25 protein-coding genes and 1 pseudogene are annotated in these 24,361 nt (G+C 62.3%); 11 read left to right on the forward strand and 15 right to left on the reverse strand.

Going from position 1 to position 24,361, the window contains the following annotated elements; all coding sequences use genetic code 11:
* Positions 1-7: 7 nt before the first annotated feature.
* Positions 8-1,192 carry a mandelate racemase/muconate lactonizing enzyme family protein gene (locus IQ26_RS21020; protein ID WP_145720264.1) on the forward strand — a complete coding sequence of 395 codons (1,185 nt, stop codon included), beginning with the start codon at positions 8-10 and terminating at the stop codon, positions 1,190-1,192.
* A gap of 29 nt (positions 1,193-1,221) precedes the next feature.
* Here IQ26_RS21020 and queF read toward each other — a convergent pair whose 3' ends face one another.
* Positions 1,222-1,683, reverse strand: a complete 462-nt coding sequence (gene queF, locus IQ26_RS21025; protein ID WP_145720265.1) for a preQ(1) synthase — start codon at positions 1,681-1,683, stop codon at positions 1,222-1,224.
* Positions 1,684-1,742: 59 nt separating this feature from the next.
* Between queF and IQ26_RS21030 the strand changes: the two genes are divergently transcribed.
* A complete protein-coding gene (locus IQ26_RS21030) occupies positions 1,743-3,788 on the forward strand; it encodes an oxidoreductase (RefSeq protein ID WP_145720266.1) in 2,046 nt (681 codons plus the stop codon).
* A gap of 139 nt (positions 3,789-3,927) precedes the next feature.
* On the opposite strand, the gene IQ26_RS21035 is transcribed toward IQ26_RS21030, so the two are convergent.
* Positions 3,928-4,335, reverse strand: coding sequence for a hypothetical protein (locus IQ26_RS21035; RefSeq protein WP_145720267.1), 408 nt, complete (start codon positions 4,333-4,335; stop codon positions 3,928-3,930).
* 219 nt (positions 4,336-4,554) lie between these two features.
* On the opposite strand from IQ26_RS21035, the gene IQ26_RS21040 reads away from it, so the two are divergent.
* Positions 4,555-4,983 carry a MarR family winged helix-turn-helix transcriptional regulator gene (locus IQ26_RS21040; RefSeq protein WP_145720268.1) on the forward strand — a complete coding sequence of 143 codons (429 nt, stop codon included), beginning with the start codon at positions 4,555-4,557 and terminating at the stop codon, positions 4,981-4,983.
* A gap of 136 nt (positions 4,984-5,119) precedes the next feature.
* Here IQ26_RS21040 and IQ26_RS21045 read toward each other — a convergent pair whose 3' ends face one another.
* Positions 5,120-7,192: a putative bifunctional diguanylate cyclase/phosphodiesterase gene (locus IQ26_RS21045; RefSeq protein WP_145720269.1), complete on the reverse strand. Its 2,073-nt coding sequence runs from the start codon at positions 7,190-7,192 to the stop codon at positions 5,120-5,122.
* A 278-nt stretch (positions 7,193-7,470) separates the two neighbouring features.
* On the opposite strand from IQ26_RS21045, the gene IQ26_RS21050 reads away from it, so the two are divergent.
* Together IQ26_RS21050 and tdh are read left to right on the forward strand one after the other, a co-directional pair.
* Positions 7,471-8,658: a glycine C-acetyltransferase gene (locus IQ26_RS21050; protein ID WP_145720270.1), complete on the forward strand. Its 1,188-nt coding sequence runs from the start codon at positions 7,471-7,473 to the stop codon at positions 8,656-8,658.
* 52 nt (positions 8,659-8,710) lie between these two features.
* Complete coding sequence (gene tdh, locus IQ26_RS21055) at positions 8,711-9,745, forward strand: L-threonine 3-dehydrogenase (RefSeq protein ID WP_145720271.1); 1,035 nt, start codon at positions 8,711-8,713, stop codon at positions 9,743-9,745.
* A 17-nt stretch (positions 9,746-9,762) separates the two neighbouring features.
* Here the strand turns inward: tdh and IQ26_RS21060 are convergent, their stop codons facing one another.
* Positions 9,763-10,302, reverse strand: a complete 540-nt coding sequence (locus tag IQ26_RS21060; protein ID WP_145720272.1) for an MltR family transcriptional regulator — start codon at positions 10,300-10,302, stop codon at positions 9,763-9,765.
* A complete protein-coding gene (locus IQ26_RS21065; RefSeq protein ID WP_145720273.1) occupies positions 10,299-10,787 on the reverse strand; it encodes a MarR family winged helix-turn-helix transcriptional regulator in 489 nt (162 codons plus the stop codon). The genes IQ26_RS21060 and IQ26_RS21065 overlap by 4 nt, the downstream gene beginning before the upstream one ends.
* Positions 10,788-10,932: 145 nt before the next feature.
* Between IQ26_RS21065 and hmgA the strand changes: the two genes are divergently transcribed.
* The 4 genes from hmgA to IQ26_RS21085 are packed head-to-tail and all read left to right on the forward strand — an operon-like array spanning position 10,933 to position 14,742.
* Positions 10,933-12,246, forward strand: coding sequence for a homogentisate 1,2-dioxygenase (hmgA, locus tag IQ26_RS21070; protein WP_145720274.1), 1,314 nt, complete (start codon positions 10,933-10,935; stop codon positions 12,244-12,246).
* Positions 12,243-13,118 carry an MBL fold metallo-hydrolase gene (locus IQ26_RS21075; protein WP_145720275.1) on the forward strand — a complete coding sequence of 292 codons (876 nt, stop codon included), beginning with the start codon at positions 12,243-12,245 and terminating at the stop codon, positions 13,116-13,118. Before hmgA ends, IQ26_RS21075 begins: the two co-directional genes overlap by 4 nt.
* Before the next feature lie 23 nt (positions 13,119-13,141).
* A complete protein-coding gene (locus IQ26_RS21080; RefSeq protein WP_145720276.1) occupies positions 13,142-14,155 on the forward strand; it encodes a fumarylacetoacetate hydrolase family protein in 1,014 nt (337 codons plus the stop codon).
* A gap of 26 nt (positions 14,156-14,181) precedes the next feature.
* The gene (locus IQ26_RS21085; protein WP_145720277.1) at positions 14,182-14,742 is read left to right on the forward strand and encodes a DinB family protein; all 561 of its coding nucleotides are present in this window, start codon (positions 14,182-14,184) and stop codon (positions 14,740-14,742) included.
* Here the strand turns inward: IQ26_RS21085 and IQ26_RS21090 are convergent.
* From IQ26_RS21090 to hppD, 3 genes are all read right to left on the reverse strand, one after another.
* Entirely contained in the window at positions 14,721-15,098 is a 378-nt protein-coding gene (locus tag IQ26_RS21090; protein WP_145720278.1) for a type II toxin-antitoxin system VapC family toxin, read from the reverse strand. The genes IQ26_RS21085 and IQ26_RS21090 overlap by 22 nt on opposite strands.
* The gene (locus IQ26_RS21095; protein WP_145720279.1) at positions 15,095-15,319 is read right to left on the reverse strand and encodes a type II toxin-antitoxin system Phd/YefM family antitoxin; all 225 of its coding nucleotides are present in this window, start codon (positions 15,317-15,319) and stop codon (positions 15,095-15,097) included. Before IQ26_RS21095 ends, IQ26_RS21090 begins: the two co-directional genes overlap by 4 nt.
* A 65-nt stretch (positions 15,320-15,384) precedes the next feature.
* Positions 15,385-16,497: a 4-hydroxyphenylpyruvate dioxygenase gene (hppD, locus tag IQ26_RS21100; protein WP_145720280.1), complete on the reverse strand. Its 1,113-nt coding sequence runs from the start codon at positions 16,495-16,497 to the stop codon at positions 15,385-15,387.
* Positions 16,498-16,638: 141 nt separating this feature from the next.
* On the opposite strand from hppD, the gene IQ26_RS21105 reads away from it, so the two are divergent.
* The gene (locus IQ26_RS21105; RefSeq protein ID WP_077372472.1) at positions 16,639-17,106 is read left to right on the forward strand and encodes an Lrp/AsnC family transcriptional regulator; all 468 of its coding nucleotides are present in this window, start codon (positions 16,639-16,641) and stop codon (positions 17,104-17,106) included.
* Here the strand turns inward: IQ26_RS21105 and IQ26_RS21110 are convergent.
* From IQ26_RS21110 to aztA, 5 genes are all read right to left on the reverse strand, one after another.
* On the reverse strand, positions 17,103-17,441 hold the full coding sequence (locus tag IQ26_RS21110; protein ID WP_145720281.1) for a protein tyrosine phosphatase family protein: 339 nt from the start codon (positions 17,439-17,441) through the stop codon (positions 17,103-17,105). The two genes, IQ26_RS21105 and IQ26_RS21110, sit on opposite strands and share 4 nt — an antisense overlap.
* A 116-nt stretch (positions 17,442-17,557) precedes the next feature.
* Positions 17,558-18,760, reverse strand: a complete 1,203-nt coding sequence (gene zigA, locus IQ26_RS21115) for a zinc metallochaperone GTPase ZigA (RefSeq protein ID WP_145720282.1) — start codon at positions 18,758-18,760, stop codon at positions 17,558-17,560.
* A 121-nt stretch (positions 18,761-18,881) separates the two neighbouring features.
* A complete protein-coding gene (gene aztC, locus IQ26_RS21120) occupies positions 18,882-19,820 on the reverse strand; it encodes a zinc ABC transporter substrate-binding protein AztC (RefSeq protein WP_145720283.1) in 939 nt (312 codons plus the stop codon).
* Positions 19,821-19,841: 21 nt separating this feature from the next.
* Complete coding sequence (gene aztB / locus IQ26_RS21125; protein WP_145720347.1) at positions 19,842-20,717, reverse strand: zinc ABC transporter permease AztB; 876 nt, start codon at positions 20,715-20,717, stop codon at positions 19,842-19,844.
* Positions 20,717-21,523, reverse strand: coding sequence for a zinc ABC transporter ATP-binding protein AztA (gene aztA, locus IQ26_RS21130; RefSeq protein ID WP_145720284.1), 807 nt, complete (start codon positions 21,521-21,523; stop codon positions 20,717-20,719). The genes aztB and aztA overlap by 1 nt, the downstream gene beginning before the upstream one ends.
* Positions 21,524-21,754: 231 nt before the next feature.
* Here aztA and IQ26_RS21135 point away from each other — a divergent pair, with 231 nt between their 5' ends.
* Positions 21,755-22,099: a RidA family protein gene (locus IQ26_RS21135; RefSeq protein WP_145720285.1), complete on the forward strand. Its 345-nt coding sequence runs from the start codon at positions 21,755-21,757 to the stop codon at positions 22,097-22,099.
* A gap of 119 nt (positions 22,100-22,218) precedes the next feature.
* Here the strand turns inward: IQ26_RS21135 and hutC are convergent.
* Together hutC and IQ26_RS21145 are read right to left on the reverse strand one after the other, a co-directional pair.
* Positions 22,219-22,953, reverse strand: a pseudogene (gene hutC / locus IQ26_RS21140) (histidine utilization repressor); the annotation flags it as partial.
* Complete coding sequence (locus IQ26_RS21145) at positions 22,950-24,302, reverse strand: formimidoylglutamate deiminase (protein ID WP_145720287.1); 1,353 nt, start codon at positions 24,300-24,302, stop codon at positions 22,950-22,952. The gene IQ26_RS21145 and the pseudogene hutC, both read right to left, overlap by 4 nt.
* Positions 24,303-24,361: the final 59 nt, after the last annotated feature.

Consider the following 24,361-nt stretch of genomic DNA (forward strand, 5'->3'; position numbering starts at 1 on the left):
GGAACAGATGAAGATCACCAACATCCGCGTCACCCATGTCAACGTTCCGCTCGATGCTCCGTTCTGGTGGACGGCTGGGCTTTACGGCGGCGCCTCGAAGTCGATCGTCGAGGTCGAGACCGACGAAGGCGTGGTCGGGCTGGGCGAGGCGCCGTGGTGGCATTTCGGCGAGGTCATCAAGGCCGAGATCGCGCCGGCGCTGATCGGCGCCGATCCGCTCGACATCGCCGACTGCGAGGCGCGCTGCGTGCCGCCATGGCAGATCACCGCCAACACCGGCGAGAATGCCGCCTCCGTGGCGTTCGGCGCCGTCGAACTGGCGCTGTGGGATATCAGGGGCAAGGTGTTCGGCATGCCGCTCTACAAGCTGCTCGGCGGCGCGGTGCGGAAGGACATCCCGTTTTCGGAATATTTCGCCTTTCGTCCCGCACAGGATGGATCAGGCGGCGAGATGACCCCCGAAGCCATCGTCGACTACTGTCTGAAAATGCGCGAGCAGCATGGCTCGACGATCTTCGAAGGCAAGCTGATCATGGGCGATCCCGAGCTCGAGATCCGGACGGTGCGGATGCTGCGCGAGGCGCTCGGCGAGAAGGCGCAGATCAAGCTCGATTCCAACATGCAGTGGTCGCTGACCACTGCGCGCTGGGTGCTGCGCGAGATCGAGCCGTTCAATATCCGCAACTACGAGGATCCGGTCGCGACCTTCGAGGAGATGGCGGCGCTGCGCCAGCACTCGCGCATACCGTTCTCCACCCACATCCCGGATCTCAGACGGGCCGTCGCGCTCGGCGCGCCGGACTACTTCGTCTGCAATTTCGCGGCACTCGGCGGCTTGTCGAAGACCCTGAAATTCATCGCCGCCTGCGAGGCGATGGGCAAGGGGTTCTGGTGCTATTCGAACGATCTCGGCATCATGACATCGGCCTATCTGCACGTCGTGGCGGCGACGCCGTGGATCACCGAGGCATCGCAATCGCTGTTTGCCTGGCAGATCGGCGATGTCGTCAAGGATGGTCCGTTCCGGCAGAAAGGCAACACAGTGCGCGTGCCGGAAGGTGACGGGCTGGGCGTCGAGCTCGACCCGGCGGCAATGAAACGCTGGTCAGCGCATTTCGCCGAGCACGGGCCGATGGGCCACTTCAGCGACCCGAACAATCCCGGCCGCTACCGGCGGCTGCCGCTCAACTGATGCAACATATTTTCCTTAGAAACTCAGGCTTACCCGCGCCCGCGATAGGGCGCCACGCCGGTGTCGGGCAGCCAGGCGCCTTCCGGCGGCGCGCCGGTCTGCCAGAACACGTCGATCGGAATGCCGCCGCGCGGATACCAATAGCCGCCGATGCGCAACCACAACGGCTTGGTCGCGGCGACAATGCGGCGGCCGATCATCACGGTGCACTCTTCATGGAAGGCGCCATGGTTGCGAAACGAGGTCATGAACAGCTTGAGCGACTTCGATTCCACCAGCAGCGTGTCTGGCGCATAGTCGATGACGATATGGGCGAAATCCGGCTGGCCGGTGACCGGGCAGAGCAAGGTGAATTCCGGGCAGGTGAAGCGAACGATGGCCGGCGGCCCGTCGCCGCGCGAAAACGGCACCGTTTCCAGGACTGCCGCTTCGGGGCTCCGTGGCGCCTCGACGTGGGTGCCGAGCTGGGTAAGGTTTTTGGTGATGGTCATGGCGGCAACTCCTTGAATTTTTGCCGCTCATTAGCACAATTTGAAACAGCAGGAAGACGATGACCAGCAACGATCCGCTTCTCCAGCCTTATCAGCTCAAACACCTGACGCTGAAGAATCGGGTCATGTCGACCAGCCATGAGCCGGCCTATTCCGAGGACGGCATGCCGAAAGAGCGCTACCGGCTCTACCACGCCGAAAAGGCCAAGGGAGGCATGGCGCTGACCATGACCGCCGGCTCGGCGATCGTCTCGCGCGACAGCCCGGCCGCCTTCGGCAATCTGCATGTCTATGAGGACCGCATCGTGCCGTGGCTCGCTGAACTCGCCGATGCCTGCCACGAGCGTGACTGCAAGGTGATGATCCAGATCACCCATCTCGGCCGCCGTACCGGCTGGAACAAGGCCGATTGGCTGCCGGTGCTTTCGGCCTCGCCGGTGCGCGAGCCGGCGCATCGCGCCTTCCCCAAGACAATCGAGGACTGGGACATCGAGCGCATTGTCGCCGACTACGCCGCCGCCGCCCAGCGCTGCCAGGCCGCCGGCCTCGACGGCATCGAGTTCGAGGCCTACGGCCACCTGATGGACGGCTTCTGGTCGCCGGCCACCAACCAGCGCGACGACGATTTCGGCGGCTCGCTCGACAACCGGCTGCGCTTCACCGGTATGGTGCTCGATGCGGTGCGGGCGGCGGTCGGCGAGAAATTCGTCGTCGGCATCCGCATGGTCGCCGACGAGGATTTCGAGAAGGGCCTGCCGAAAGAGGAAGGCGTCGAGATCGCCAGGCGGCTGGCGAATTCCGGCAAGGTCGATTTCCTCAACATCATCCGCGGCTCGATCGAAACCGATGCTGCGCTGACCAGGGTCATCCCAGTGACCGGCATGCGCTCCTCGCCGCATCTCGATTTCGCCGGCGAGGTGAGGGCGGCGACGAAATTCCCGACCTTCCATGCGGCGCGCATTTCCGACGTCGCCACCGCCCGCCACGCCATCGCCACCGGCAAGCTCGACATGGTCGGCATGACCCGCGCCCACATCGCCGACCCGCACATCGTCCGCAAGGTGATGGAGGGCCGTGAGCACGAGATACGCCCTTGCGTCGGCGCCACCTATTGCCTCGACCGCATCTATGAGGGCGGCGAGGCGCTGTGCATCCACAACGCGGCGACCGGCCGCGAGGCTGATATCCCGCACATCATCCCGAGGACCGAGGGACCGAAGCGGAACGTGGTCGTCGTCGGCGCCGGGGCCGGCGGTCTGGAGGCGGCGCGCGTCGCGGCCGAGCGCGGGCACCAGGTGACGGTGCTGGAAGCGTCGAGCCAGGCCGGCGGCCAGGTGCGGCTGGCGACGCAAAATCCACGCCGCAAGGAGCTGATCGGCATCATCGACTGGCGGCTGGCCGAACTCGACCGGCTCGGCGTCGAGATCCGCTACGACACCTGGGCGGAGAAGGACGATATTCTGGCGCTGTCGCCCGATGTGGTGGTGATCGCCACCGGCGGCCTGCCGCAGAACCCACCGCTCGCAGCGGGCGACAGCCTCGTCACGTCGAGCTGGGACATCATGGCCGGCAGTGTCAAGCCGGCCGAAAACGTGCTGCTCTACGACGACAATGGCGGCCATCAAGGCATGGGCGCGGCCGAGCTGATTGCCAACAGCGGTGCGCGACTGGAGCTGGTCTCGCCAGAACGCTTCTTCGCCCCGGAAATGGGCGGCATGAACCACGTGCCCTACATGCGCGCCTTCCAGGAAAAGGGTGTCACCATCACCATCAACACGCGGCTTCGCTCGGTGCGGCGCGAGGGCAATCAGCTGGTTGCGGAGCTCGGCTCGGACTTTGCTGACGGCTGGCGTGGCGAGCGGCGGGTCGACCAGGTGGTGGTCGAGCACGGCACGCTGCCGCTCGATGATCTCTATCTGGCGCTGAAGCCGCTGTCGAAGAATGGCGGCGCGGTGGATTACGAGCGGTTGGTCAACGGTGGCGACATTTTTCCGGCACGCAGTCCGCAGGCGGGTTTCGTCCTCTTCCGGATCGGCGATGCGGTGGCATCACGCAACATCCACGCCGCCATCTATGACGGCATCAGATTTGGGTTGCGGATCTGAGGACTGTCGACTGGTGGCGCGCAGCCGAACCTCCGTACGGAGAGCCACCAGGGCACTTCGGTCCGTTCTGCGCGCCGCGCACGCCGCCGGCCTGCTGCCGGACACCGTACGATCTTGTGACCTGTGAGGGCGAGGCCGCTCAAAACATCCTGGCAGTCGCCATGCAGAGCACGGTGATGACCAGCAGCCCGCCGGCGATGCGTTCGCCTTTCGTCATTTTCGCGCGCAGCCGGGTTTCCGTCGCCGCGTCAGTGCCGGCAAGCTGCCTGCTGGCGGAGCCGACCAGCGCGCCCTGCACGCCGGCGGCGATCAGGGCCGTCACGATGCCGAGCGCCAGCACCTTTTCCATCGAGCCGAAAAGGCCTTCGTGGAAGAAATACCAAAGCAGTATGCCGGTCAGGAAAACCAGGCCGGCCGCGCCCATTTGCGGCCGGAAGAACCGTTCGATCCTGATCTCCGGATCGCGGGCGACCGTGATGGTCGTTCCGGCCCAGAACACACCGGCCATGACGTGAAGGCCGAGGACGATGATGTAAACATATTGCATGACCGCATTTCCTCCTTTTCCCACCGCCATTCATAATGTTAGATATCAAATGATTAGATGTCAATGTAATGGCATGGGCCAGTTCCATCGGGCTTTCCCTTGCTAAAGCGCGTCGCGTTTGAACGGATTCATGCGACGCGCTTTAAGGTCTTGTTTTTATGCATGTCGTTATCGCAAAACCGCTGCGCACTTTTGCACGACATGCATTAGTGTCGGATCATGACGCCTTTTGACCGCCCGCCAGTCGGAATGAATCTCGGCCGCACCGCAAAGCTGGTCGCGCAGGCCTTCGACGCCGCCTTAGTCGAGGCGGGCGGCACGCTGCCGGTCTGGGTCACGCTGCTGTCAATCAAGTCGCGGGAACTCGCCAACCAGCGCGAGCTCGCCGGCATGATCGGCATCCAGGGCGCGACGCTGACCCATCATCTGAACGCGATGGAGACGCAAGGCCTGCTGACCCGGCGCCGCGATCCCATCAACCGCCGTGTTCACCAGGTCGAACTGACCGAAGCCGGAGAGGCGCTGTTCCTCAAATTGCGGACAGCAGCACTTGCCTTCGACAAGCGGCTGCGGGCCGGATTGTCGGACGAGAGGCTGGCGGAGTTCGCGGAAGTGCTTGCGGCGCTGCGGGCGAATATCGAAGGCTAGCTGGCGTAGTCCGAAATCTAGCGAATGCGTTCAGCCGTCATAGCCGGAGGTCGCGCCGAAGCTGTAGCCGCGCAGCCCCAGTGCTTTGATCAGGGCCGGGCCGCCATTCCCGGGCAGACTTGTCAAGGTTGGCGCCCTACGCCAGGCTTCCCTGCAGCACAGTCAGCCTGGCTTTCCTCGGCGCCCTCGCGACTAGCCATTCGCGTGCCTTGTCCTGCGGCATCGGGAAGGCGATCGAGTAACCCTGCACCTGGTCGCAGCCGATCGCCATCAGCGAATCGAGCTCGGCCTCGGTTTCGGCGCCCTCGGCGACGATCGAGATGCCAAGGCCGCGGGCGAGTTCGGTGATGGCCCGCACGATCTTGCTGTTGTCGCCGTTCTCATTGATGTTCTGGACGAAGCGGCGATCGATCTTCAGCCGGTCGATCTCGTTCGGGTTGACGTGGCTGAGCGACGCGTAGCCGGTGCCGAAATCGTCGAGTTCAAGATGGACGCCGGCGGCGCGGATGTGGCGCAGCTTAGCGGCGATGCCAGTCTTCTCGTCGTCGAGAATGACGGATTCGACGATTTCCAGCGACAGTTTTTCTGGCGGCAGGCCAGCCTTTTCCAGCGTATCGAAGAGGAAGGAGTCGAAATCGGGCTGACGCAGTTCAGTACCGGACACGTTGACGGCGAGCCGTCCGAAGGCGATACCCGCGCGGTTCCACTCGGCCGCCTCGCTGATTGCCTTGGCGATGACGATGCGGCCGATCTCGGCCATGAGGCCGCACTTTTCGGCGACGGGAATGAAATCGCCCGGTGCGATCATGCCGCGCTCGGCGTGTTTCCACCGAACCAGCGCTTCGATGCCGCCGATCGTGCCGTCCGAGAGCGAAACCTGCGGCTGGAAGTAGACCTGGAACGCCTTCTCCGAGATGGCGATCCTGATGTCATGCTCAAGCTGCTTGCGGTTATCGAGTTCATGCCGCAACGCCTCGGAGAAGAACGAGAGACTGCCGCCACCCACCTTCTTGGCGGAGTAGAGCGCGAGGTCGGCATGGACGAGCAGATCCTGCGCATTGTCGGCGTCGACCGGATAGACTGCAATGCCAGCACTGGCGCCTGGGTGAATGGTCGTGCCTCGAAAGACAATCGGTTCGTTGATCTGCATCAGGACGCGCTTGGCGACCATGTTGATGTCCTCGGTGCCGCCGGCACCATTGAGGATCATCACGAACTCGTCGCCGCCGAGACGCACGCAGAGATCCGACGCCCGGCAGGAATCGCGCATGCGCTGCGCCGTCACCACCAGCACATAGTCGCCGGCGGCGTGGCCAAGCGTGTCGTTGATCTGCTTGAACCGGTCGAGGTCGAGCTGGACCGCCGCAAGCCGTTCTCGCCGACGCTGTGCTCCCTTGATCAGCGTGTCGAAATGATCGGTCAGGAAGGTGCGGTTGTGCAGGCCGGTAAGGCCGTCATGCACGGCGATGAACGCCATGGAATTGCGGGCATCGACCAGTTCATGCGTCTTGCGCAGAATGGCGTTCGACATTGGCCTGAAGATGAAAAGTGCCACCAGTACGATGACGCCGATGGTGATGTAGAACAGCGTTCGATGGAGATCGAGAAGCCTTTCCGATCGCGCGTCGGCATGGGCGCTGATGCGCTGGCCGAGCGCCGCATAGCCCGACAGAGTCGCATTGGCGATGGAAGCGTCGAGGTTGACGCGTTCGCCGCCGCCCTTGTAGCCGCCATTGGTGGCCATGCCGAGTCGCGATTCAAACGCCGAAACCAAGCGTTCGCCATTGGCGACAAGCCCGACCGAGAAGTAATCGAGATGAAACGGCTTGGCGAAAAGTACGCTTTCGACTGATTTTGGATCGAATCTTGCCGGTGACGCCGGGTCGGCGACGACCCGCTCGAGCAGAAGATCGTAGTTTCTCTCGAACTCCGCCGTTGCCTGTTTGAGTGCGGTGACCAGAGCCGGTTGTTGGTCGCGCGAAGCCGCGCCTGCCGCGTTGGCAAGGAAGACAATGCGTTGCGACAGCGCCTTTTGCGTGCCGACAACATCGAGCAGCGCTTCGTCGTATCGCTGGGCAGCCATCATCTGCTGGAGAAGGATGAACGAGGCCATCACCATGGCGGCGATGATCAGCAGCGCCAGCCAATAGCCGGCCTTGATCAACAGTATGAGCCTGCCTGAAAGAGTTTGCACCGGTTGCTGCGACATTTTCTGGGGCGGTCCCTCTCGCCGACAGATTGTTTGGGTGTGAGAACCATTGGCTTGAAAGTGTTAACAGCTTTGGAAGTCGGCAGGCTGGCGACGGCAGCAGCGATGGAAAGCTCGCGAAATGGTTATCGTGTTCTTTCACGCCGCGTCTGCATTTGAACATCCTTCATTCGCGGTATTCTGGCCACAGGTCGCCGCGCCACCGAAGCGGTCGCTTTTGCGGTGGATTTTTCGCGCGCGTGGGGCGACAGTCCATTCAATCTCAACAGGGCCTGATCATGAGCGCGGCATTCCTCTCCCATATCGACAGCGAGCTTCAAGCGTTGAAATCGGCCGGCCTCTATAAATCCGAGCGGGTTATCACCTCGACGCAGTCGGCCGAGATCGAGGTGGGTGGCGAGAAAGTGCTGAATTTCTGCGCCAACAACTATCTTGGCCTCGCCGACAGTGCCGAATTGCGCGACGCGGCCAAGCAGGCACTCGACCGCTATGGCTATGGCATGGCGTCGGTGCGTTTCATCTGCGGCACGCAGGAAGAGCACAAGCAACTCGAGGCGACGATTTCCGGCTTCCTCGGCATGGAGGACACGATCCTCTATGGCTCCTGCTTCGACGCCAATGGCGGCCTGTTCGAGACGCTGCTCGGCGAGGAGGATGCGGTCATCTCCGACGCGCTGAACCACGCCTCGATCATCGACGGCGTGCGGCTGTCGAAGGCGAAGCGTTTCCGCTACGCCAACAACGATATGGCCGATCTAGAAGCTCGGCTGAAGGATGCAAGGGATTGCCGTTTCCGGCTGATCGCTACTGACGGTGTCTTTTCCATGGACGGCATCATCGCCAATCTGAAGGGCATTTGCGATCTCGCCGAGAAGTACGATGCGATGGTGATGGTCGACGACAGCCATGCGGTCGGCTTCGTCGGCAAGAACGGCCGCGGCTCGGCCGAGCATTGCGGCGTCGAGGGCAGGGTGGACATCATCACCGGCACGCTCGGCAAGGCACTGGGCGGTGCGTCCGGCGGCTATACATCGGGCAAGAGACAGGTGGTCGATTGGCTGCGGCAGCGCTCGCGCCCCTATCTGTTTTCCAACACACTGATGCCGGCGATCGCCGGCGCCTCGATTCGGGTGTTTGAACTGATCAAAGACGGCGACGGATTGCGCAACAGGCTGTACGACAATGCCGCGCGGTTCCGGTCTGAAATGGGTAAGCTCGGGTTTACGCTTGCAGGGGCAGACCATCCGATCATCCCGGTCATGCTCGGCGACGCGACGCTGGCGCAGGAGATGGCGGCGCGCATGCTGAAGCGCGGCATCTATGTCATCGGCTTCTCGTTTCCGGTGGTGCCGAAGGGCCAGGCGCGCATCCGCACGCAAATGTCGGCCGCCCATTCCAGCGCCGACATCGACCGCGCGGTCGAGGCGTTCGGCGCAGTCGGGCGCGAACTCGGCGTGATTTCCTGAACGGCCGGAACCGAAAAGCTGCTCCGGATCAAGAGATTCAAGGGACAAAAGAATGTCGAACATGATGAAGGCGCTGGTCAAAGCCAAGGCCGAGCCGGGCATCTGGATGGAAGAGGTGCCGGTGCCGGAGATCGGCCCCAACGACGTTCTGATCAAGATCAGGAAGACAGCGATCTGTGGCACCGACGTCCACATCTACAATTGGGACCAGTGGGCGCAGAAGACCGTACCGGTGCCGATGGTGACCGGCCATGAGTTCGTCGGCACGGTCGCCGATTTCGGCGCGGCGGTAACCGAGTACAGGGTTGGCCAGCGCGTTTCGGGCGAGGGCCACATCGTCTGCGGCCATTGCCGCAACTGCCGGGCGGGCAGGGGGCATCTGTGTCGCAACACGCTCGGCGTCGGCGTCAACCGGCCGGGCGCCTTCGGCGAATATCTGGCGATCCCGCAGCACAATGTCGTGCCGATCCCCGACGACGTGCCCGACGAGATCGCCGCGATCTTCGATCCCTTGGGCAATGCGGTTCACACCGCCTTGTCCTTCGATCTGGTCGGCGAGGACGTGCTGGTCACCGGCGCTGGGCCGATCGGCATCATGGGCGCGCTCGTCGCGCAATGCGTCGGCGCGCGAAAAGTGGTCATCACCGACATCAACCCGGTACGGCTGGCGCTGGCGAAAAAACTCGGCGTCCAGCATGTGGTCGACGCGTCGAAGGAAAAGCTGCGCGATATCATGCCGGCGCTCGGCATGACCGAAGGTTTTGACGTCGGTTTGGAGATGTCGGGTGCGGCGCCCGCCTTCCGCGACATGATCGACACCATGAACAATGGCGGCAAGATCGCCATTCTGGGCATCGCGCCGACCGGCTTCGAGATCGACTGGAACAAGGTCATCTTCAAGATGCTGCATCTGAAGGGCATCTACGGCCGCGAGATGTTCGAGACCTGGTACAAGATGATCGCGCTGGTGCAGGGGCCGCTCGATGTCAGCGGACTGATCACCCACCGCATCGGCATCGATGACTATATTTCCGGCTTCGAGGCGATGAAGAGCGGCAATTCGGGAAAAGTGGTGATGGACTGGTAGGTGTAGGAAAATATTCACTACGGCAGTGAAGGTAAATTTCCCAATTTGGCTTTTTGATGTTTTGGTTCGCGCTGAACGGTTCGCCTAGTATTTTGGATGCCGAGTCTGCGGATCGAAATCCAATTAGCCAACATCACTATGCTAAGGACAAATCTGTTCCGGCTTGAAAGTGTGTCTTTTGTCCAACTGAAGACATCACACTGCGCCAGCTCGGAACACCAAGAAACGACCTTTGGCGAAACGAAGGAAGTACCGGCTAGCTGATGAGCAAATTCATTTCGAACTTTTCTTATCAGATTCAGATCACGGACTTCGCGAGGCGCTAGAAAACCTAGCGCAAAAGCCATTTCAATCCTTGATGAAAAGCTTGCCAGCGGACCCATTGACGAAGCGAACAGGTCTGCAACCCTTTGATCGTCCACCAAAAAAGATTTCAGTAATTCACGCAATTGATCGTCCAAAAAGGCCGGTCCTAACACTGCACATGCACGATCCGACTCACTTTGAAATTCTTCCATCCACTCCTTCCAACGGTTCCCTTCTGTGTCGTCCGTCATTTTTTCTCACCCGCCGCAACAAGGGTTGGAAGAGTTGTTGGAGTTTGCAATTTCTGTTTCGATGCTGACTCTATTGAAGCTAGCCCTTTTATCAGGGCAGCCATATCCCCCTCGGTCAACTTTGACATCAAATTCACCTCGAAGGCTTTCGCCAGCGGCACCATCTCGCCATAAGCGGCAAGGCCTGCTCTGGTTAGGGTGAGATGCTCGACCCGCCGATCCTTTTCATCCGGAGTTCGGGTCAGCCAGCGCCGCCGTTCAAGCTCGGCGACGGCTCGAGAAACCTTCGTCTTGTGCATGGCCGATTGCTCGCCGAGCTCCGTCGCGGTCATCGTGCCGTGCTGGCCGAGACCGGCCAGCGTGCGCCATTCCGGGCGCGTCAGACCGTGACGGTCCTTGTAGACTCGCGAGAATTCGCGGCTGACCGCATCGGCGAGGCGGTACAGCCGGTAGGGCAGGAAACTTTCCAGTTCCAGGACGTCCATGACTTTGTATCCCGGCAGACGCTGCGGTTGATAGTTACATTTTCGATGGTTACAAATGAAACCAATTTGGTCAATCCCAGAGCGCCGCACGTCCTCTTTTTGACGCGCAAAGGACGCTCTGGCAGCGTTAATCGAGGAGGATCGGATGACCTTTTCCTACATGCCGGGCTTCGGCAACGACTTCGAAACCGAAACCTTGCCCGGCTCGCTGCCGCAGGGACGGAACTCGCCGCAGCGGCCGGCCTATGGCCTCTATGCCGAGCAGCTTTCCGGCTCGCCCTTCACCGCGCCGCGCGGCACCAATGAACGCTCCTGGCTCTACCGCATCCGGCCAAGCGTCAAGCATACCGGGCGCTTCAAGGCGGCGAGCTATCCGTTGTGGAAGACTGCGCCCAATGTCGGCGACCATGAACTGGCGCTCGGCCAGTATCGCTGGAACCCGGTGCCGGTGCCGAAGGAGCCGACCGACTTCATCGCCGGCATGCGCTCGATCACCACCGCCGGCGACGTGCTTGGCCAGACCGGCATGGCGGCGCATGTCTATGTCGCCAACCGCTCGATGGCCGACGACCATTTCTTCAACGCCGATGGCGAGCTGCTGGTCGTGCCGCAGGTCGGCAGCCTGCGCCTGGTCACCGAAATGGGCGTCATCGAATTGCGACCGGGCGAGATCGCGGTGCTGCCGCGCGGCCTCGTGTTCAAGGTCGAACTGGTCGATGCCGAAGTGCGCGGCTATGTCTGCGAGAATTACGGCGCCAAGCTGACGCTGCCGGATCGTGGCCCGATCGGCGCCAATTGCCTGGCCAATCCGCGCGATTTCAAGACGCCTTGCGCCTGGTTCGAAGACAAGGAGACGCCCTGCCGGCTGATCGTGAAATGGTGCGGGCAGTTCCATGTCACCGAGATCGGCCATTCGCCACTGGATGTGGTGGCGTGGCACGGCAATTATTCGCCCTACAAATATGATCTTGCGACCTTTTCGCCGGTCGGCGCACTGTTGTTCGACCATCCCGATCCGTCGATCTTCACGGTGCTGACCGCGCCGAGCGGCGAGGAGGGCACCGCCAACATCGACTTCGTCATCTTCCCACCGCGCTGGCTGGTGGCCGAGGACACGTTCCGCCCGCCCTGGTATCACCGCAACATCATGAGCGAGTTCATGGGCCTGATCCACGGTCAGTACGATGCCAAGGAGGAGGGGTTCGTTCCCGGCGGCATCAGCCTGCACAATCTGATGCTGGCCCACGGACCTGACGCGTCTGGCTTCGAAAAAGCCTCGCGCGCGGATCTGAAACCGGTCAAGCTCGACAACACCATGGCCTTTATGTTCGAGACGCGATTCCCGCAGATGCTGACCCGCTACGCCGCCGAGCTCGAAACCCGGCAGGACAACTACATCGACTGCTGGGCCGATCTGAAGAAGCGGTTCAACGGCACGCCCGAGGGCGATTGGTCTTGAGCGTAGAGCGAACGCGGGATCGGCTGGTGCTGTTGGGCTCGAAGGGCGGCCCGGCGCTCCGGCCGGGCGGGCCGTGGCCGAGTTCGTCGCTGCTGGAATTCGGCGGCCGCACCATCGTCGTCGATTGCGGGCTTGGCGTGACGCGCGGGCTGGCCGACACCGGCATCAGCCTGAAGGCGCTCGATCTGGTCTTCATCACGCATCTGCACTCCGACCATGTGCTGGAACTCGGTCCGTTGATCCACACCGCCTGGACGGCGGGCCTGGCGACACCGGTCACCGTGTTCGGCCCGCCCGGCACCGGCCATTACTGGCGGCGTTTTTGCCAGGCGATGGAATTCGACATCGAGATCCGCATCGCCGACGAAGGCCGGCCGGATATTCTCGACATGGTTTCGATCGTTGAGTTCGGCGAAGGCCGGGTGATGGAGGAGCGCGGCCTGAAAGTTTCAGCGCTGCGCGTCGACCATCCGCCGGTGACCGACTGCTTTGCGCTGCGCTTCGAGCATGACGGGAAAAGCGTCGTGTTCTCCGCCGACACCGCATTCTTTCCGCCTTTGGCCGATTTTGCCAAAGGCGCCGACATACTCGTCCATGAAGCCATGCTGGAAGAAGGCATCGAGCGGCTTGTCGCGAAAACCGGCAACGGCGCCCGGCTGAGGGAACATCTGCTCGCCAGCCATAGTTTTGCCGAAGAAGCGGGACGCATCGCCACCGATGCCGGGGCAGGCAGACTGGTGCTCAACCACCTCATTCCGGCCGACGATCCCGAGATCGGCGAGGTCGACTGGATCGCCGCCGTCAGGAAAACATGGGCCGGTGACTTGACGATCGCCCGCGACGGCCTTGTTGTACAGCTAAGCGGCGACTAAGCCGCATCAGGAGAGGAAACCGCATGAGGCTTGCCACATTGAAGGACGGGACGCGTGACGGAAAGTTGGTCGTCGTCTCGCGCGACCTGACGCGGTTCACCGATGCCTCGTTTCTGGTGCCGACGCTGCAGGCGGCGCTCGACGACTGGAGCCGCATCGCGCCGCATCTCGCGACAATAGCGGAATCGCTAGAGAACAATGCCGTGCCGTCAGACCGCTTTCACGAGCATGACGCCCATTCGCCGCTGCCGCGCGCCTATCAGTGGGCTGACGGCTCGGCCTATGTGAACCATGTCGAACTGGTGCGGAAGGCGCGCGGCGCCGAGATGCCGGCAAGCTTCTGGACCGATCCACTGATCTATCAGGGCGGTTCGGACGCCTTCATCGCGCCGCGCGACCCGATCCGCATGACCGACGAGGAATTTGGCATCGACATGGAGGCGGAAGTCGCCGTCATCGTCGACGATGTGCCGATGGGGGCAGACCTTGACGAGGCAAGAGCCGCGATCCGGCTGGTCATGCTGGTCAATGACGTCACGCTGCGCTCCCTTACCGCGCCGGAGCTTGCCAAGGGCTTTGGCTTTTTCCAGTCAAAACCGTCCTCTGCTTTTTCGCCCGTCGCGGTGACTCCGGACGAGCTTGGGGATGCCTGGGATGGCGGCAAGGTCAGCCTGCCGCTGCTGGTCGATCTCAACGGCAAGCCTTTCGGCCGGGCGGACGCCGGCGTGGACATGACCTTCGATTTTCCGGCGCTGATTGCGCATGCCGCGAAAACCCGGCCGCTGGCCGCCGGCACGATCATCGGTTCGGGAACGGTCTCCAACAAGCTCGACGACGGCCCGGGCAAGCCTGTCTCGGCGGGCGGCGCCGGTTATTCCTGCATTGCCGAATTGCGCATGATCGAGACGATCCAGGCTGGCGCGCCGAAAACGCCATTCCTGCGCTTTGGCGACACCGTGCGCATCGAGATGAAGGACAGGACCGGACATTCGATCTTTGGTGCGATCGAGCAGAAGGTCGAAGAATACGCCAGATAAGATGCGAGGGGAGGAGTTCGAAAAGGATGAACCTAGTCGATCATTTCCGACGCATGGCCGGCAACAATCTCTGGTCGAACGACCGGCTCTATCGCGCCGTGCTGCAGCTTAAGCCCGGTGAATTCGAGGCCGAGCGAACCAGCTTCTTCCCCTCGATCAAGGCAACCCTCAATCACATCTTGGCGGTCGATTATCTCTATCTCGATTTTCTCGAAGAGGGCGGCGTTGGCGCCGCGGCCCATGACGATTTCGTGCCGTTCGATGAACCACAGGCGCTGTTTGCCGCCCAGGCTGCATCCGACCGGCGGCTGATCGCATTTTGCGATCGGCTCTCAGCGGACGATCTCGACCGAAGGGTCATCACTGACCGGCGCGAGGACGGCATGATCCCCGAGCGCATCGGCGACATCCTCGCCCATGTCTTCCTGCACGACATCCATCATCGCGGCCAGGTGCATGCGATGCTGTCAGGCACCTCGGTTGCGCCGCCGCAACTCGACGAGTTTTTGCTCGACTACGATTTGAAGCTGAGGAAGGCGGAGGTCGAGCGGCTGGAACTAAGCAATCAGGCCAAGGCGACATCGTAACGGGCGAAATGCGGGTCAGCCGTCAGAATGGTTAGTTCCTCCACTTGCGCCTGCGCGATGAGAAGCCTGTCAAATGGATCACCGTGGTGATGAGGCAGACCGCCAACCCTTTGCGCATGTTGAAACGTAATAGTGAGGGGAAGAAAGCGCATCTGCGGAAGCAGCGCTGCCAGATCATCGGGAGCTTCGAGCTTTCCGATAGCGCGCTTGATGGCGATCTCCCAAACGCTGGCCGCGCTGGCAAAGACGACCGCATCTGACGCCAGAATGGCACGATGCGGCTCGCGAAGACGAGGATTGTCCGCAATCGACCAAAGGATGATTTGCGTGTCGGCGAGAAATGGGCCGATCGTCATTTAACGTACTCGTCCCATTCGGGACCGAGTTCGTCAAAATCGTCTGCGATCCAGATTTTACCCTTCAAAGCGCCGATGCGAGGCAGAAGGTCGGCCGATGCTGGCGGTACGAGGCGAGCAGCGACCTTGCCGTGCCGGGTGAGCACGATCTCTTCACCGGCTTGCGCCCGGCTGACAAGTTCCGACAGTTTCGCTTTGGCTTCGGCGATAGAGATGTTCATGGGCTGATCCTTTATGACCAGAATTTAGGTCATAATTGATCGAACCGCAAGGAGGGCGCATCCGCCTACTCCGCCGCTTGCACCTTCAGCACGCCGCGCTTGATCTGGTCTTGCTCGATCGATTCGAACAAAGCGCGGAAATTGCCTTCCCCAAAACCTTCGTCGCCCTTCCTCTGGATGAATTCGAAGAAGATTGGGCCGATCACGGTTTTTGAAAAGATCTGCAGCAGGATCTTGGTCGTGCCGCCGTCGACCACGCCTTCGCCGTCGATCAGGATGCCGTGCTTTTTCATGCGCTCGATCGGCTCGTCATGCCCGTGCACCCGGCCATGGGACATGTCGTAATAGGTGTCGGGCGGGCCGGGCATGAACTTCAGCCCGTTGGCGGCCAGCCTGTCGGTGGCGCCGTAGATCTCGTCCGTGCCGACGGCGATGTGCTGGATGCCTTCGCCATTGTACTTCTTCAGATACTCGGCGATCTGGCTGGTCTCGTCCTTGGACTCGTTAAGCGGGATGCGGATCTTGCCGCAGGGCGAGGTGATGGCGCGGCTGACCAGCCCGGTGATCTTACCGTCGATGTCGAAGAAATGGATCTGCTTGAAGCCGAACAGGTCGCGATAGAAATCCCACCATTTGTCCATGTTGCCGCGATAGACGTTGTGGGTGAGGTGGTCGAGATAATAGAAGCCGACGCCTTCCGGCTTCGGGTCGCGCGCGCCCAGCCAGTCGAACTCGGCGTCGTAGGCCGAGCCCTTCTCACCGTAGACCTCGATGAAATAAAGCAGCGAGCCGCCGATGCCGACGATTGCCGGCACATCGATCGCCTTGTCGGTGCCTTCATAAGGTCTCGCGCCCTTGGCGACGGCATGGTCGAACGCGTGCTTGGCGTCGACCACCCGCCAGGCCATCGAGGCCGCGCAGGGGCCGTGCTTGTCGACGAATTTCATCGCATGCGAGCCGGGTTCGGCATTGACGACATAGTTGATGTCGCCCTGCCGCCAGACGGTGATGTTCTTGGTGCGATGCTTGGCCACCGGCACATAACCCATGCGGGTGAAAAGCTCGGCGAGCTTTTCCGGCTCGGGATGCGCAAACTCGACGAACTCGAAGCCGTCGGTGCCGGCAGGGTTGGCCTTGCTTATCTTTGCGGGCGGGGCGTCGTGCGGGAAGGGGCCCATGGCATAGTCCTCCAAAAGTTGGCGTGGCCGGAAAAGGCCATTTCGACGCAATGATAGCGCGGAGCGGGCGCATGGTGCTTGCATTCAAACGCTTGAAATGATTAGGTGATGCGCGAACTGTGCACATATGGGAAAGAATCCATGGATGATGCGCGCGTTGATCAGTTTGACCGCAAGATAATGGCTCTGTTGCAGGGCGATGCACGGCTGACCAACAACGATCTTTCCGAACGGGTGAACCTGTCGGCGTCGCAATGTTCGCGCCGCCGTCAGAGGCTGGAGGAGGACGGCTATATCAGGGGCTATCGCGCCGTGCTCGACCGCGACAAGCTCGGCTTCTCGCTGGTCAACGTCATATCGGTAACGCTCGCTACTCACAATCGCGACAATGCGCAGCGCTTCGGCGAATTGGTGGCGCGGCTGCCGGAGGTGCAGGAGGCGCACGCGCTGACGGGCGAGATGGACTATATCCTGAAGGTGGTGACGCCGGACCTGAAGTCGCTGTCGGAATTCGTCAACGGCGTGCTCTTGCCGCACGAATCCGTGCAACATGTGAAGACGGCGATCGTGCTCGAAACGCTGAAGGAAACCGGAGCGCTGCCGATCTAACCCTTCGACTGCTGGATCAGCCCGTAGAGGTTGGTGCAGCGTGCACCGGAACGGCAATAGGCGAAGACCGGGCCTTCCAACTCATCCAGAGCCTCGGCTTGATCCTCGACATTGTCGGCCGTGATCTGGCCGCTGATGACGGGGATGTAGCGGAAGGCGAGCCCGGCGGCTTCGACCGCCGCCTTGATGCTGTCCGCCGAAGGCTGGCCGGGCTGTTCGTCATCCGGTCGGTTGCAGATGACGCTCTTGAAGCCGGCGGCCTTGATGGCGGCGACCTCTTCGGGCTGGATCTGGCCCGAGACCGAATAGTCCTCACTGATCTGACGATATTCCATGTCCTGTCCTCGCAATTTGGTTTGGCGACAGTCTTGCCACTCCCCGACGAGGCCGGCAATCCGCGCAGAATGAAATCCCACTCGTGCAGATAGACATTTCCGGCGGAGAATCCAGCTCAGGCTTTCCAGTCTGGGAATGGGTCGGGCAGTCCGCGCCAGAGTTCGGGCTCGAAGGCCTTGGCCTCGATCAGGCAGTCGTCCAGTTCGGCGCGGATGCGGGCTTCGTCCATCGGCTCGCAGCCGATGAAGACCATCTCCTGGCGCCGGTCGCCCCAGACGGGATCGAGATAGCGCCGCATGCTCTCCCGCCATTCGAGATGGTCGGGCCATTGGCCCGATGGTACCGACGCCCACCACAAGCCGCGCTTTTCGGTTCTGACCAGCGCGCCGGCCTGGCTCAGCTCGCCGACGTGACGCGGTCGGGTGGCGAGCCAGAAAAAGCCCTTGGCGCGCACGACGCCCGGCCATGCACGGTCAATGAAGGCCTGGAATCGGGCGGGCTCGAACGGTTTTCGCGCCCGATAGACAAACGAGCGGATACCATATTCCTCCGTTTCGGGGATATGGTCGCGAAATCCGTTGAGCTCCTTGAACCAGAGCGGATTTTGCTGCGCTTTGTCGAAGTCGAAGCGACCGGTGGCAAGCACCTTGTCGAGCGGCACCTTGCCGAAATCGGCTTCGACGATCTCGGCGTCGGGGTTGAGAGCGCGCACGATCAGGCGCGCCATGTCGCGCTGATGTGTGCTTGCCGCGCCGATCTTGTTCAGCACCACTACGTCGGCGAACTCGATCTGCTCAACCAGAAGGTCGACCAGCGCGCGGCTATCTTGCTGGCCGAGCGATTGACCGCGTTGGCGCAGGAAATCCGAGGAGGAATAGTCCTTGAGCAGGTTGAGCGCGTCCACCACCGTCACCATCGTGTCGAGGCGGGCGACATCGGCAAGGCTGTCGCCATTCTCGTCGCGGAAATCGAAGGTCGCGGCGACCGGCAGCGGCTCGGAAATGCCGGTGGATTCGATCAGCAGATAGTCGAAGCGGCCCTGTTCGGCGAGCGCGCGGACTTCCTTAAGCAGATCGTCGCGCAATGTGCAGCAGATACAGCCGTTCGACATTTCCACCAGCTTCTCATTGGTGCGCGAAAGGTCGGCGCCGTCGCGCACCAGCTCGGCATCGATGTTGATCTCGCTCATGTCGTTGACGATGACGGCGACGCGCCGACCTTCGCGGTTCGACAATATGTGGTTCAAAAGCGTGGTCTTGCCGGCGCCGAGAAAGCCGGAGAGCACAGTGACAGGGAGGCGTTTGGAAGTCTGAAGCATGTCGTATCCGAAGGTTGGCCGCGGTTGAAACGGGTTTGATAGTGCGATATGTTATTACATAACAAATTATCGCCCAAAAAAGGCGGAGTCTGGCTCCGCTTTTTTCCTGGTGGTGCGGGCCTCAGCTTCCGAGGATCGCGCCTTTGATCTGGGCGATGTTGTTGTGCATCAGGTCGATATAGGTCGAGGCTGGGCCGTCGGGCTGCGACAATGCATCCGAGTAGAGCGTGCCTCCTACCTTGATGCCAGTCTCGCTGGCGATCTGCTCGATCAGCCGTGCGTTGGTGATGTTTTCGATGAAGACCGCCGCCGCCTTGTCCTGCTTCACCTGGCTGACCAGCCTGGCGACGTCGGCGGCGGAAGGCTCCGACTCGGTCGATACCCCTTCGGGGGCCAGGAAGGTGAGGCCATAGGCCTTTTCGAAATAGCCGAAGGCATCATGCGAGGTGATGACGACGCGCTTCTCTTTCGGGATCGACTGGATCGCCGCCTGCACTTCGCCCTCGAGCGCGTCGAGCTTCTCGGTATAGGCGACGGCGTTGGCCTTGTAGCTGTCGCAACCGTCGGCGTCGGCGGTGCAGAAAGCGTCGGCGATGTTCTTCACGTAGATCTTGGCATTGGCGATCGACTGGAAGGCGTGCGGATCGGTAGCCGTCTCGCCGCCGGTATCTGCGTCTTCATGGGCGTCGGCATCGGCGAATTCCGGCTTGAAATTGATCGGTGTGACTCCCCTGGTCAGAACGGCGATTGTCGCCTTGGTGGCGCTGGCGTCGATCAGGCGCTGCAGAAAGCCTTCGAAATGCAGGCCGTTGACCAGCACCACATCCGCCCCGGCCATGGCCACCGCGTCAGCCGGGTTCGGCTCGTAGACATGCGCATCGCCGTCCGGCCCGACGATGGTGGTCAGATTGATGCGGTCGCCGCCGACATTTTTGGCGAAATCGGCAATGACCGTGAAGCTTGCGACCACTTTCAGCGGTTCCGCGATGGCCGACGACGCGCCAAAGGCTGTTAATGTTATAACGCTCATTGCCAAGACGGCGCGGATCGATTTTAGCATGGACGGTCTCCTTTGTTGGGATCAGGCGGTTCTGTGGCGGTGATGGACGATACGGGCGCGCAGGATGCCGCGCGTGCCGAACAGGATCGAGGCGAAATAGACGACGCCGGCGGACAGGATGATGGCCGGGCCGGAAGGCAGTGACGCGTGATAGGACAAGAGCAGCCCCGCGACGCAGGAGGCAAAGCCGATCAGCACCGCCAGCACGCACATCGGTTCGACGCGCATTGTCCAGAAGCGCGCGGCGGCCGCAGGCAGTATCATCAGCCCGACGGAAAGCAGCGTGCCGAGCGCCTGGAAGCCGCCGACGAGGTTGAGCACGACGAGGCCAAGGAAGATGAAGTGCACCGGGCTGCCCAGCCGGCTGACCGAACGCAGGAACAGCGGGTCGAGACATTCGGCGACCAGTGCCCGCCAGAAGATGGCGAGGCTGACCAGCGTGACCAGGACGATGCCGCCGATCAGCGTCAGCGCTTCATTGTTGAGTGCCAGCACGGTGCCGAACAGCACATGCATGAGATCGACGCTGGAGCCGCGGATCGACACCATCAGCACGCCGATGGCCAGCGAAATCAGATAGAAGGCCGCCATCGAGGCGTCCTCGCGCTGGATGGTGAAGCGCGAGACGGCGCCGGCGCCGAGCGCCACGATGATGCCGGCAATCAACCCGCCGATGGTCATCGGCAAGATCTCCAGCCCATAGAACAGGAAGCCGGCGGCGGCACCCGGCAGGATGGCGTGGGCCATGGCGTCACCCGAAAGGCTCATGCGCCGCAGCATCAGGAACACGCCGACGGGGCAGGCGCCGAGCGACAGCATTAGCGACCCGAAAAGTGCCCGCTGCATGAAGGCGAAATCGGCGAACGGAGCGATGAAAAACCCGTAGAGCGTTTCCATCATGCCGCCCTCGGTCCGGAACCGTGATGATGGTCGTGCCCATGGTCGTGAGCGTGATCACCGTGCTCGTGGCTGTCGGGCTCGCACCAGGGCGCGTTCTCCTCCCAGGCTTCGTGGAAGTGGCGCGCGCGCAACAGGTTTTCCGGCCGCAGCGTTTCCTTGGTCTCGCCCCAGGCGATTGGCTGGCGCGCCAGCAGCAGCGTCTCGGGGAAATTCTGGCGCACCAGTTCCAGATCGTGGACAACCACCATGATGGTGCGCTCCTCGCCATGCCAGCGCTTGATCAGCGCGATCAGGTCGCCGACCGTCTTGGTGTCGACGGCGTTGAACGGCTCGTCGAGCAGGATGAGGTCGGCGTCCTGCAACAGCACGCGGGCAAACAGCGTGCGCTGCAACTGGCCGCCGGACAGCGTGTCGATCGGGCGCGTTTCGAAGCCGCCGAGGCCGACGGCCATCAGCGCCTGGCTGACCGCAGCGCGATCTTCCCTGGTATGGCGGCCGAGCAGGCCACGCCGCGGCCACAGCCCTAGCGAAACCAGATCGACGACCCGGGCGGGAAAGGAGCGGTCGAGCTCCGACTGCTGCGGCAGATAGGCGGCGCGCACGCCGGGCGCGCGGACAACCGTGCCGGCCATCGGCTTCAACACGCCGACGATGCCTTTCATCAGGGTCGACTTCCCCGATCCGTTGGCGCCGACGACGGCGGTCAGTGATCCCCGGCGGATCGTGCCGTCGAGATGATGGATCGCCGGATGGCTGTTGTAGCCCAGCGTCAGGTCGCGGAAGGTCAGGCAGGTTTGGGTCATGTGACGATCCGTGGGCGACTACGATCCGCGCGGCTGCAGGCGGCGGCCGACTGGATATGTGATGTTATTACATTAGTCAACAAGCCAATCGGGCGGAAGTGCGGCGACCGAGGAGATTGTCTCGTGCCTTTTCCTTGCGCCTGTTGGCTCAAGAGGATTCGCTCAGGCGACCTTGCCCGAGACCGACCGCGACTCTAAAGAGGCGCGACCGACAAGAGAAGGAAACGTCCCATGAGCATTCGTCGCATCGATGTAGGCCCGCGCATGAGCCAGATCGTCATCCACGGCAACACCGTCTATCTGGCCGGTCAGGTCGGAACGCCTGGCGCAAGCGTTGGCGAGCAGACCAAGTCAATCCTGGCGGCCATCGATGAGTTGCTGGCCAAGGCAGGCACCGACAAGACCAAGATCCTGCAGGCGATCATCTGGCTGGCCGACATGGGCACCTTTGCCGAGATGAACGCGGAGTGGGACAAGTGGGTGCCGCAGGGCCACACCCCGGCCCGCGCCACCGGCGAAGCCAAGCTTGCCGGACCGGAATATCTGGTCGAGATCATCGTTACCGCGGCGATTTGAGGCGCGGCGCTTTACCCTCCCCCTCGAGGGGTGGGGTCGGGCGAGGTTGCACCGACCCCACCCCGCGTCACAAAGTGCCGCTTTGCGGCACTTGCTCCGCGACCCTCCCCTCCCTGCGAAGGCGTAAACCTTGCCACCAGCATGTGGCTGTCCGCCGGGTAGGTGAAACGGACATGGGTGACGGGGTGCTCGGCGCTCCATGTCCGCCGCTCGACCACCAGGCACGGCGCGCCGGCCTCGATATCGAGTGCCGTCGCAATGTGTTTGTCGGCGGCAAAGGCGCGGATGCGGTGTTCGGCGGCACTCCAAGGTACGCGAGCGATCAGCCAAGGCCCGGGCGCCATGGCATGAAATTCCTCGTCGGCGGCCTCGGCCACCGCGGCAAGGTTGATCAGCCGCTGTTCGTGGGCGAACGGCCGCTTGCCGGCGAAATGCCGGCACTCCAGCGCCAGAACCGGTCCGGCGGCGGCGAGTTCCAGCAAGGCGCGATCCTCGGCGCTGCTGCGCCTTTTGTGTCGCGCCACACGCTCGTAGCGATAGGGCAGGCCGAGCGCCTCGACCTCGATCCTGATGTCGTGGATTTCCAACACCGCGGCCTGCGATTGCGGCCGCCGGACGAAGCTTCCGGAGCGGCGGCGGCGCTCGATCAGCCCGGCCTTGGCGAGCTGCGACAGTGCCTTGTTGACCGTCATGCGAGAACATTTGTACTCGGCCGTCAGTTCGTGCTCGAACGGGATGCGGTGACCGGGCGCCCATGCGCCGGACAGGATCCGCTCGCTGATGTCGGACAGGATGCGCTGGTGCAGCGAGAGAGGTTCGCCGACATCCACATCCATTGTCTCGATCGTGCTCATGCCGAAAGCGCCGCCATCACCTTGCGAAAACGCTCGGCAATGGCATCGCGCCTTGTATGCCTGCCGCCGCTGACCAGTTTCTTGCCATGCACCCAGACGCAATCGACCTTGGTGCCGTTGGCGAAGATCCAGACGTCGAGCACCGCATCGCCCGTCTTGCCTGCAAGCGAAGGGTGGTTGCCATCGAGCGAGACGAAATCGGCTGAGGCACCGGCGGCGATCCGCGAGGGTCCTGCGCCAAGGGCGGCACTGCCGCCGTCGAGTGCCGCATCGAACAGCGCACGGCCGGTCGAGCCACTGGCGACCGCAAGCACGTTGCGGGCGCGGTGGGCGAGGCGCTGCGAATATTCGAGCTGCCGCAATTCGTCCGGCAGGCCGATCAGCACGTTTGAATCGGAGCCGACGCCGAAGCGGCCGCCATGTTGCTTGAACAAAGGTGCGGCAAAGGTGCCGTCGCCGAGATTGGCCTCTGTGATTGGGCAGAGGCCGGCGATCGCTCCGCTCTTCGCCATGGCCGCCGTCTCGGTCTCGGTCATGTGGGTGGCGTGGATCAGGCACCAGCGCTTATCGACCTTGGCGTTGGCGAGCAGCCATTCGACCGGCCGCACCGCGGACCAGGCAAGACAGTCCTCAACCTCCTTCACTTGCTCGGCGACATGGATGTGGATCGGTCCGTCCGGCACTAGTGCCGCGATGTTTTCCAATTCATCTGGCGTCACGGCGCGCAGACTGTGCGGGGCGACGCCAACGACGGCTTGATTCAAGCTGCGGACGGATTCGCGGCATTTCTCAACAAGCCGCGAGAACCGATTCATATCGTTGATAAATCGCCGCTGGCCTTCATTCGGCGCGGCGCCGCCGAAGGAGGAATGCGCATAGAAGACCGGCAGCAGTGTCAGCCCAATGCCGGTGTCGACAGCCGCGGCAGTGATGCGCTCGGCCATCTCGGCGATGTTGGCATAGGGCCGGCCGTCGCGGTCGTGGTGGAGATAGTGAAACTCGCCGACGCGCGAAAAGCCGGCCTCCAGCATCTCGACATAGAGCTGGGCCGCGACCGATTCGACCTGTTCCGGCGTCATCGACAGGGCGAAGCGGTACATCACCTCGCGCCAGCTCCAGAAACTGTCGGCGGAGGGCCCGCGCAACTCGGCAAGGCCGGCCATGCCGCGCTGGAAGGCATGGCTGTGCAGATTCGGCATGCCTGGCAGCAGGATGGCATGGCGTTCGTCGCCGGGCTGGGATGTGGCGTCCGGCTCGACCGTCGCGATGCGGCCTTCAGCGATGACGATCCGGGTATCGGAATGCCAGCCGTCGGGCAGAAGCGCCTGTTCCGCAAAGATCGTCGTCACGTTTTTCTCCAAAATCCCATCTGGCGGTATGATGATAGCACTTGCAACGAACTTCAATA

Origin of the sequence: Mesorhizobium tianshanense (assembly GCF_007830515.1) — a bacterium.
In the GTDB taxonomy this organism is placed as follows: domain Bacteria; phylum Pseudomonadota; class Alphaproteobacteria; order Rhizobiales; family Rhizobiaceae; genus Mesorhizobium; species Mesorhizobium tianshanense.

Coding starts and splice junctions, on each gene's coding strand:
- IQ26_RS21020 (WP_145720264.1), top strand. CDS start 8: ATGAAGATCACCAACATCCGCGTCACCCATGTCAACGTTCCGCTCGAT.
- queF (WP_145720265.1), bottom strand. CDS start 1,683: ATGACCATCACCAAAAACCTTACCCAGCTCGGCACCCACGTCGAGGCG.
- IQ26_RS21030 (WP_145720266.1), top strand. CDS start 1,743: ATGACCAGCAACGATCCGCTTCTCCAGCCTTATCAGCTCAAACACCTG.
- IQ26_RS21035 (WP_145720267.1), bottom strand. CDS start 4,335: ATGCAATATGTTTACATCATCGTCCTCGGCCTTCACGTCATGGCCGGT.
- IQ26_RS21040 (WP_145720268.1), top strand. CDS start 4,555: ATGACGCCTTTTGACCGCCCGCCAGTCGGAATGAATCTCGGCCGCACC.
- IQ26_RS21045 (WP_145720269.1), bottom strand. CDS start 7,192: ATGTCGCAGCAACCGGTGCAAACTCTTTCAGGCAGGCTCATACTGTTG.
- IQ26_RS21050 (WP_145720270.1), top strand. CDS start 7,471: ATGAGCGCGGCATTCCTCTCCCATATCGACAGCGAGCTTCAAGCGTTG.
- tdh (WP_145720271.1), top strand. CDS start 8,711: ATGTCGAACATGATGAAGGCGCTGGTCAAAGCCAAGGCCGAGCCGGGC.
- IQ26_RS21060 (WP_145720272.1), bottom strand. CDS start 10,302: ATGACGGACGACACAGAAGGGAACCGTTGGAAGGAGTGGATGGAAGAA.
- IQ26_RS21065 (WP_145720273.1), bottom strand. CDS start 10,787: ATGGACGTCCTGGAACTGGAAAGTTTCCTGCCCTACCGGCTGTACCGC.
- hmgA (WP_145720274.1), top strand. CDS start 10,933: ATGACCTTTTCCTACATGCCGGGCTTCGGCAACGACTTCGAAACCGAA.
- IQ26_RS21080 (WP_145720276.1), top strand. CDS start 13,142: ATGAGGCTTGCCACATTGAAGGACGGGACGCGTGACGGAAAGTTGGTC.
- IQ26_RS21085 (WP_145720277.1), top strand. CDS start 14,182: ATGAACCTAGTCGATCATTTCCGACGCATGGCCGGCAACAATCTCTGG.
- IQ26_RS21090 (WP_145720278.1), bottom strand. CDS start 15,098: ATGACGATCGGCCCATTTCTCGCCGACACGCAAATCATCCTTTGGTCG.
- IQ26_RS21095 (WP_145720279.1), bottom strand. CDS start 15,319: ATGAACATCTCTATCGCCGAAGCCAAAGCGAAACTGTCGGAACTTGTC.
- hppD (WP_145720280.1), bottom strand. CDS start 16,497: ATGGGCCCCTTCCCGCACGACGCCCCGCCCGCAAAGATAAGCAAGGCC.
- IQ26_RS21105 (WP_077372472.1), top strand. CDS start 16,639: ATGGATGATGCGCGCGTTGATCAGTTTGACCGCAAGATAATGGCTCTG.
- IQ26_RS21110 (WP_145720281.1), bottom strand. CDS start 17,441: ATGGAATATCGTCAGATCAGTGAGGACTATTCGGTCTCGGGCCAGATC.
- zigA (WP_145720282.1), bottom strand. CDS start 18,760: ATGCTTCAGACTTCCAAACGCCTCCCTGTCACTGTGCTCTCCGGCTTT.
- aztC (WP_145720283.1), bottom strand. CDS start 19,820: ATGCTAAAATCGATCCGCGCCGTCTTGGCAATGAGCGTTATAACATTA.
- aztB (WP_145720347.1), bottom strand. CDS start 20,717: ATGGAAACGCTCTACGGGTTTTTCATCGCTCCGTTCGCCGATTTCGCC.
- aztA (WP_145720284.1), bottom strand. CDS start 21,523: ATGACCCAAACCTGCCTGACCTTCCGCGACCTGACGCTGGGCTACAAC.
- IQ26_RS21135 (WP_145720285.1), top strand. CDS start 21,755: ATGAGCATTCGTCGCATCGATGTAGGCCCGCGCATGAGCCAGATCGTC.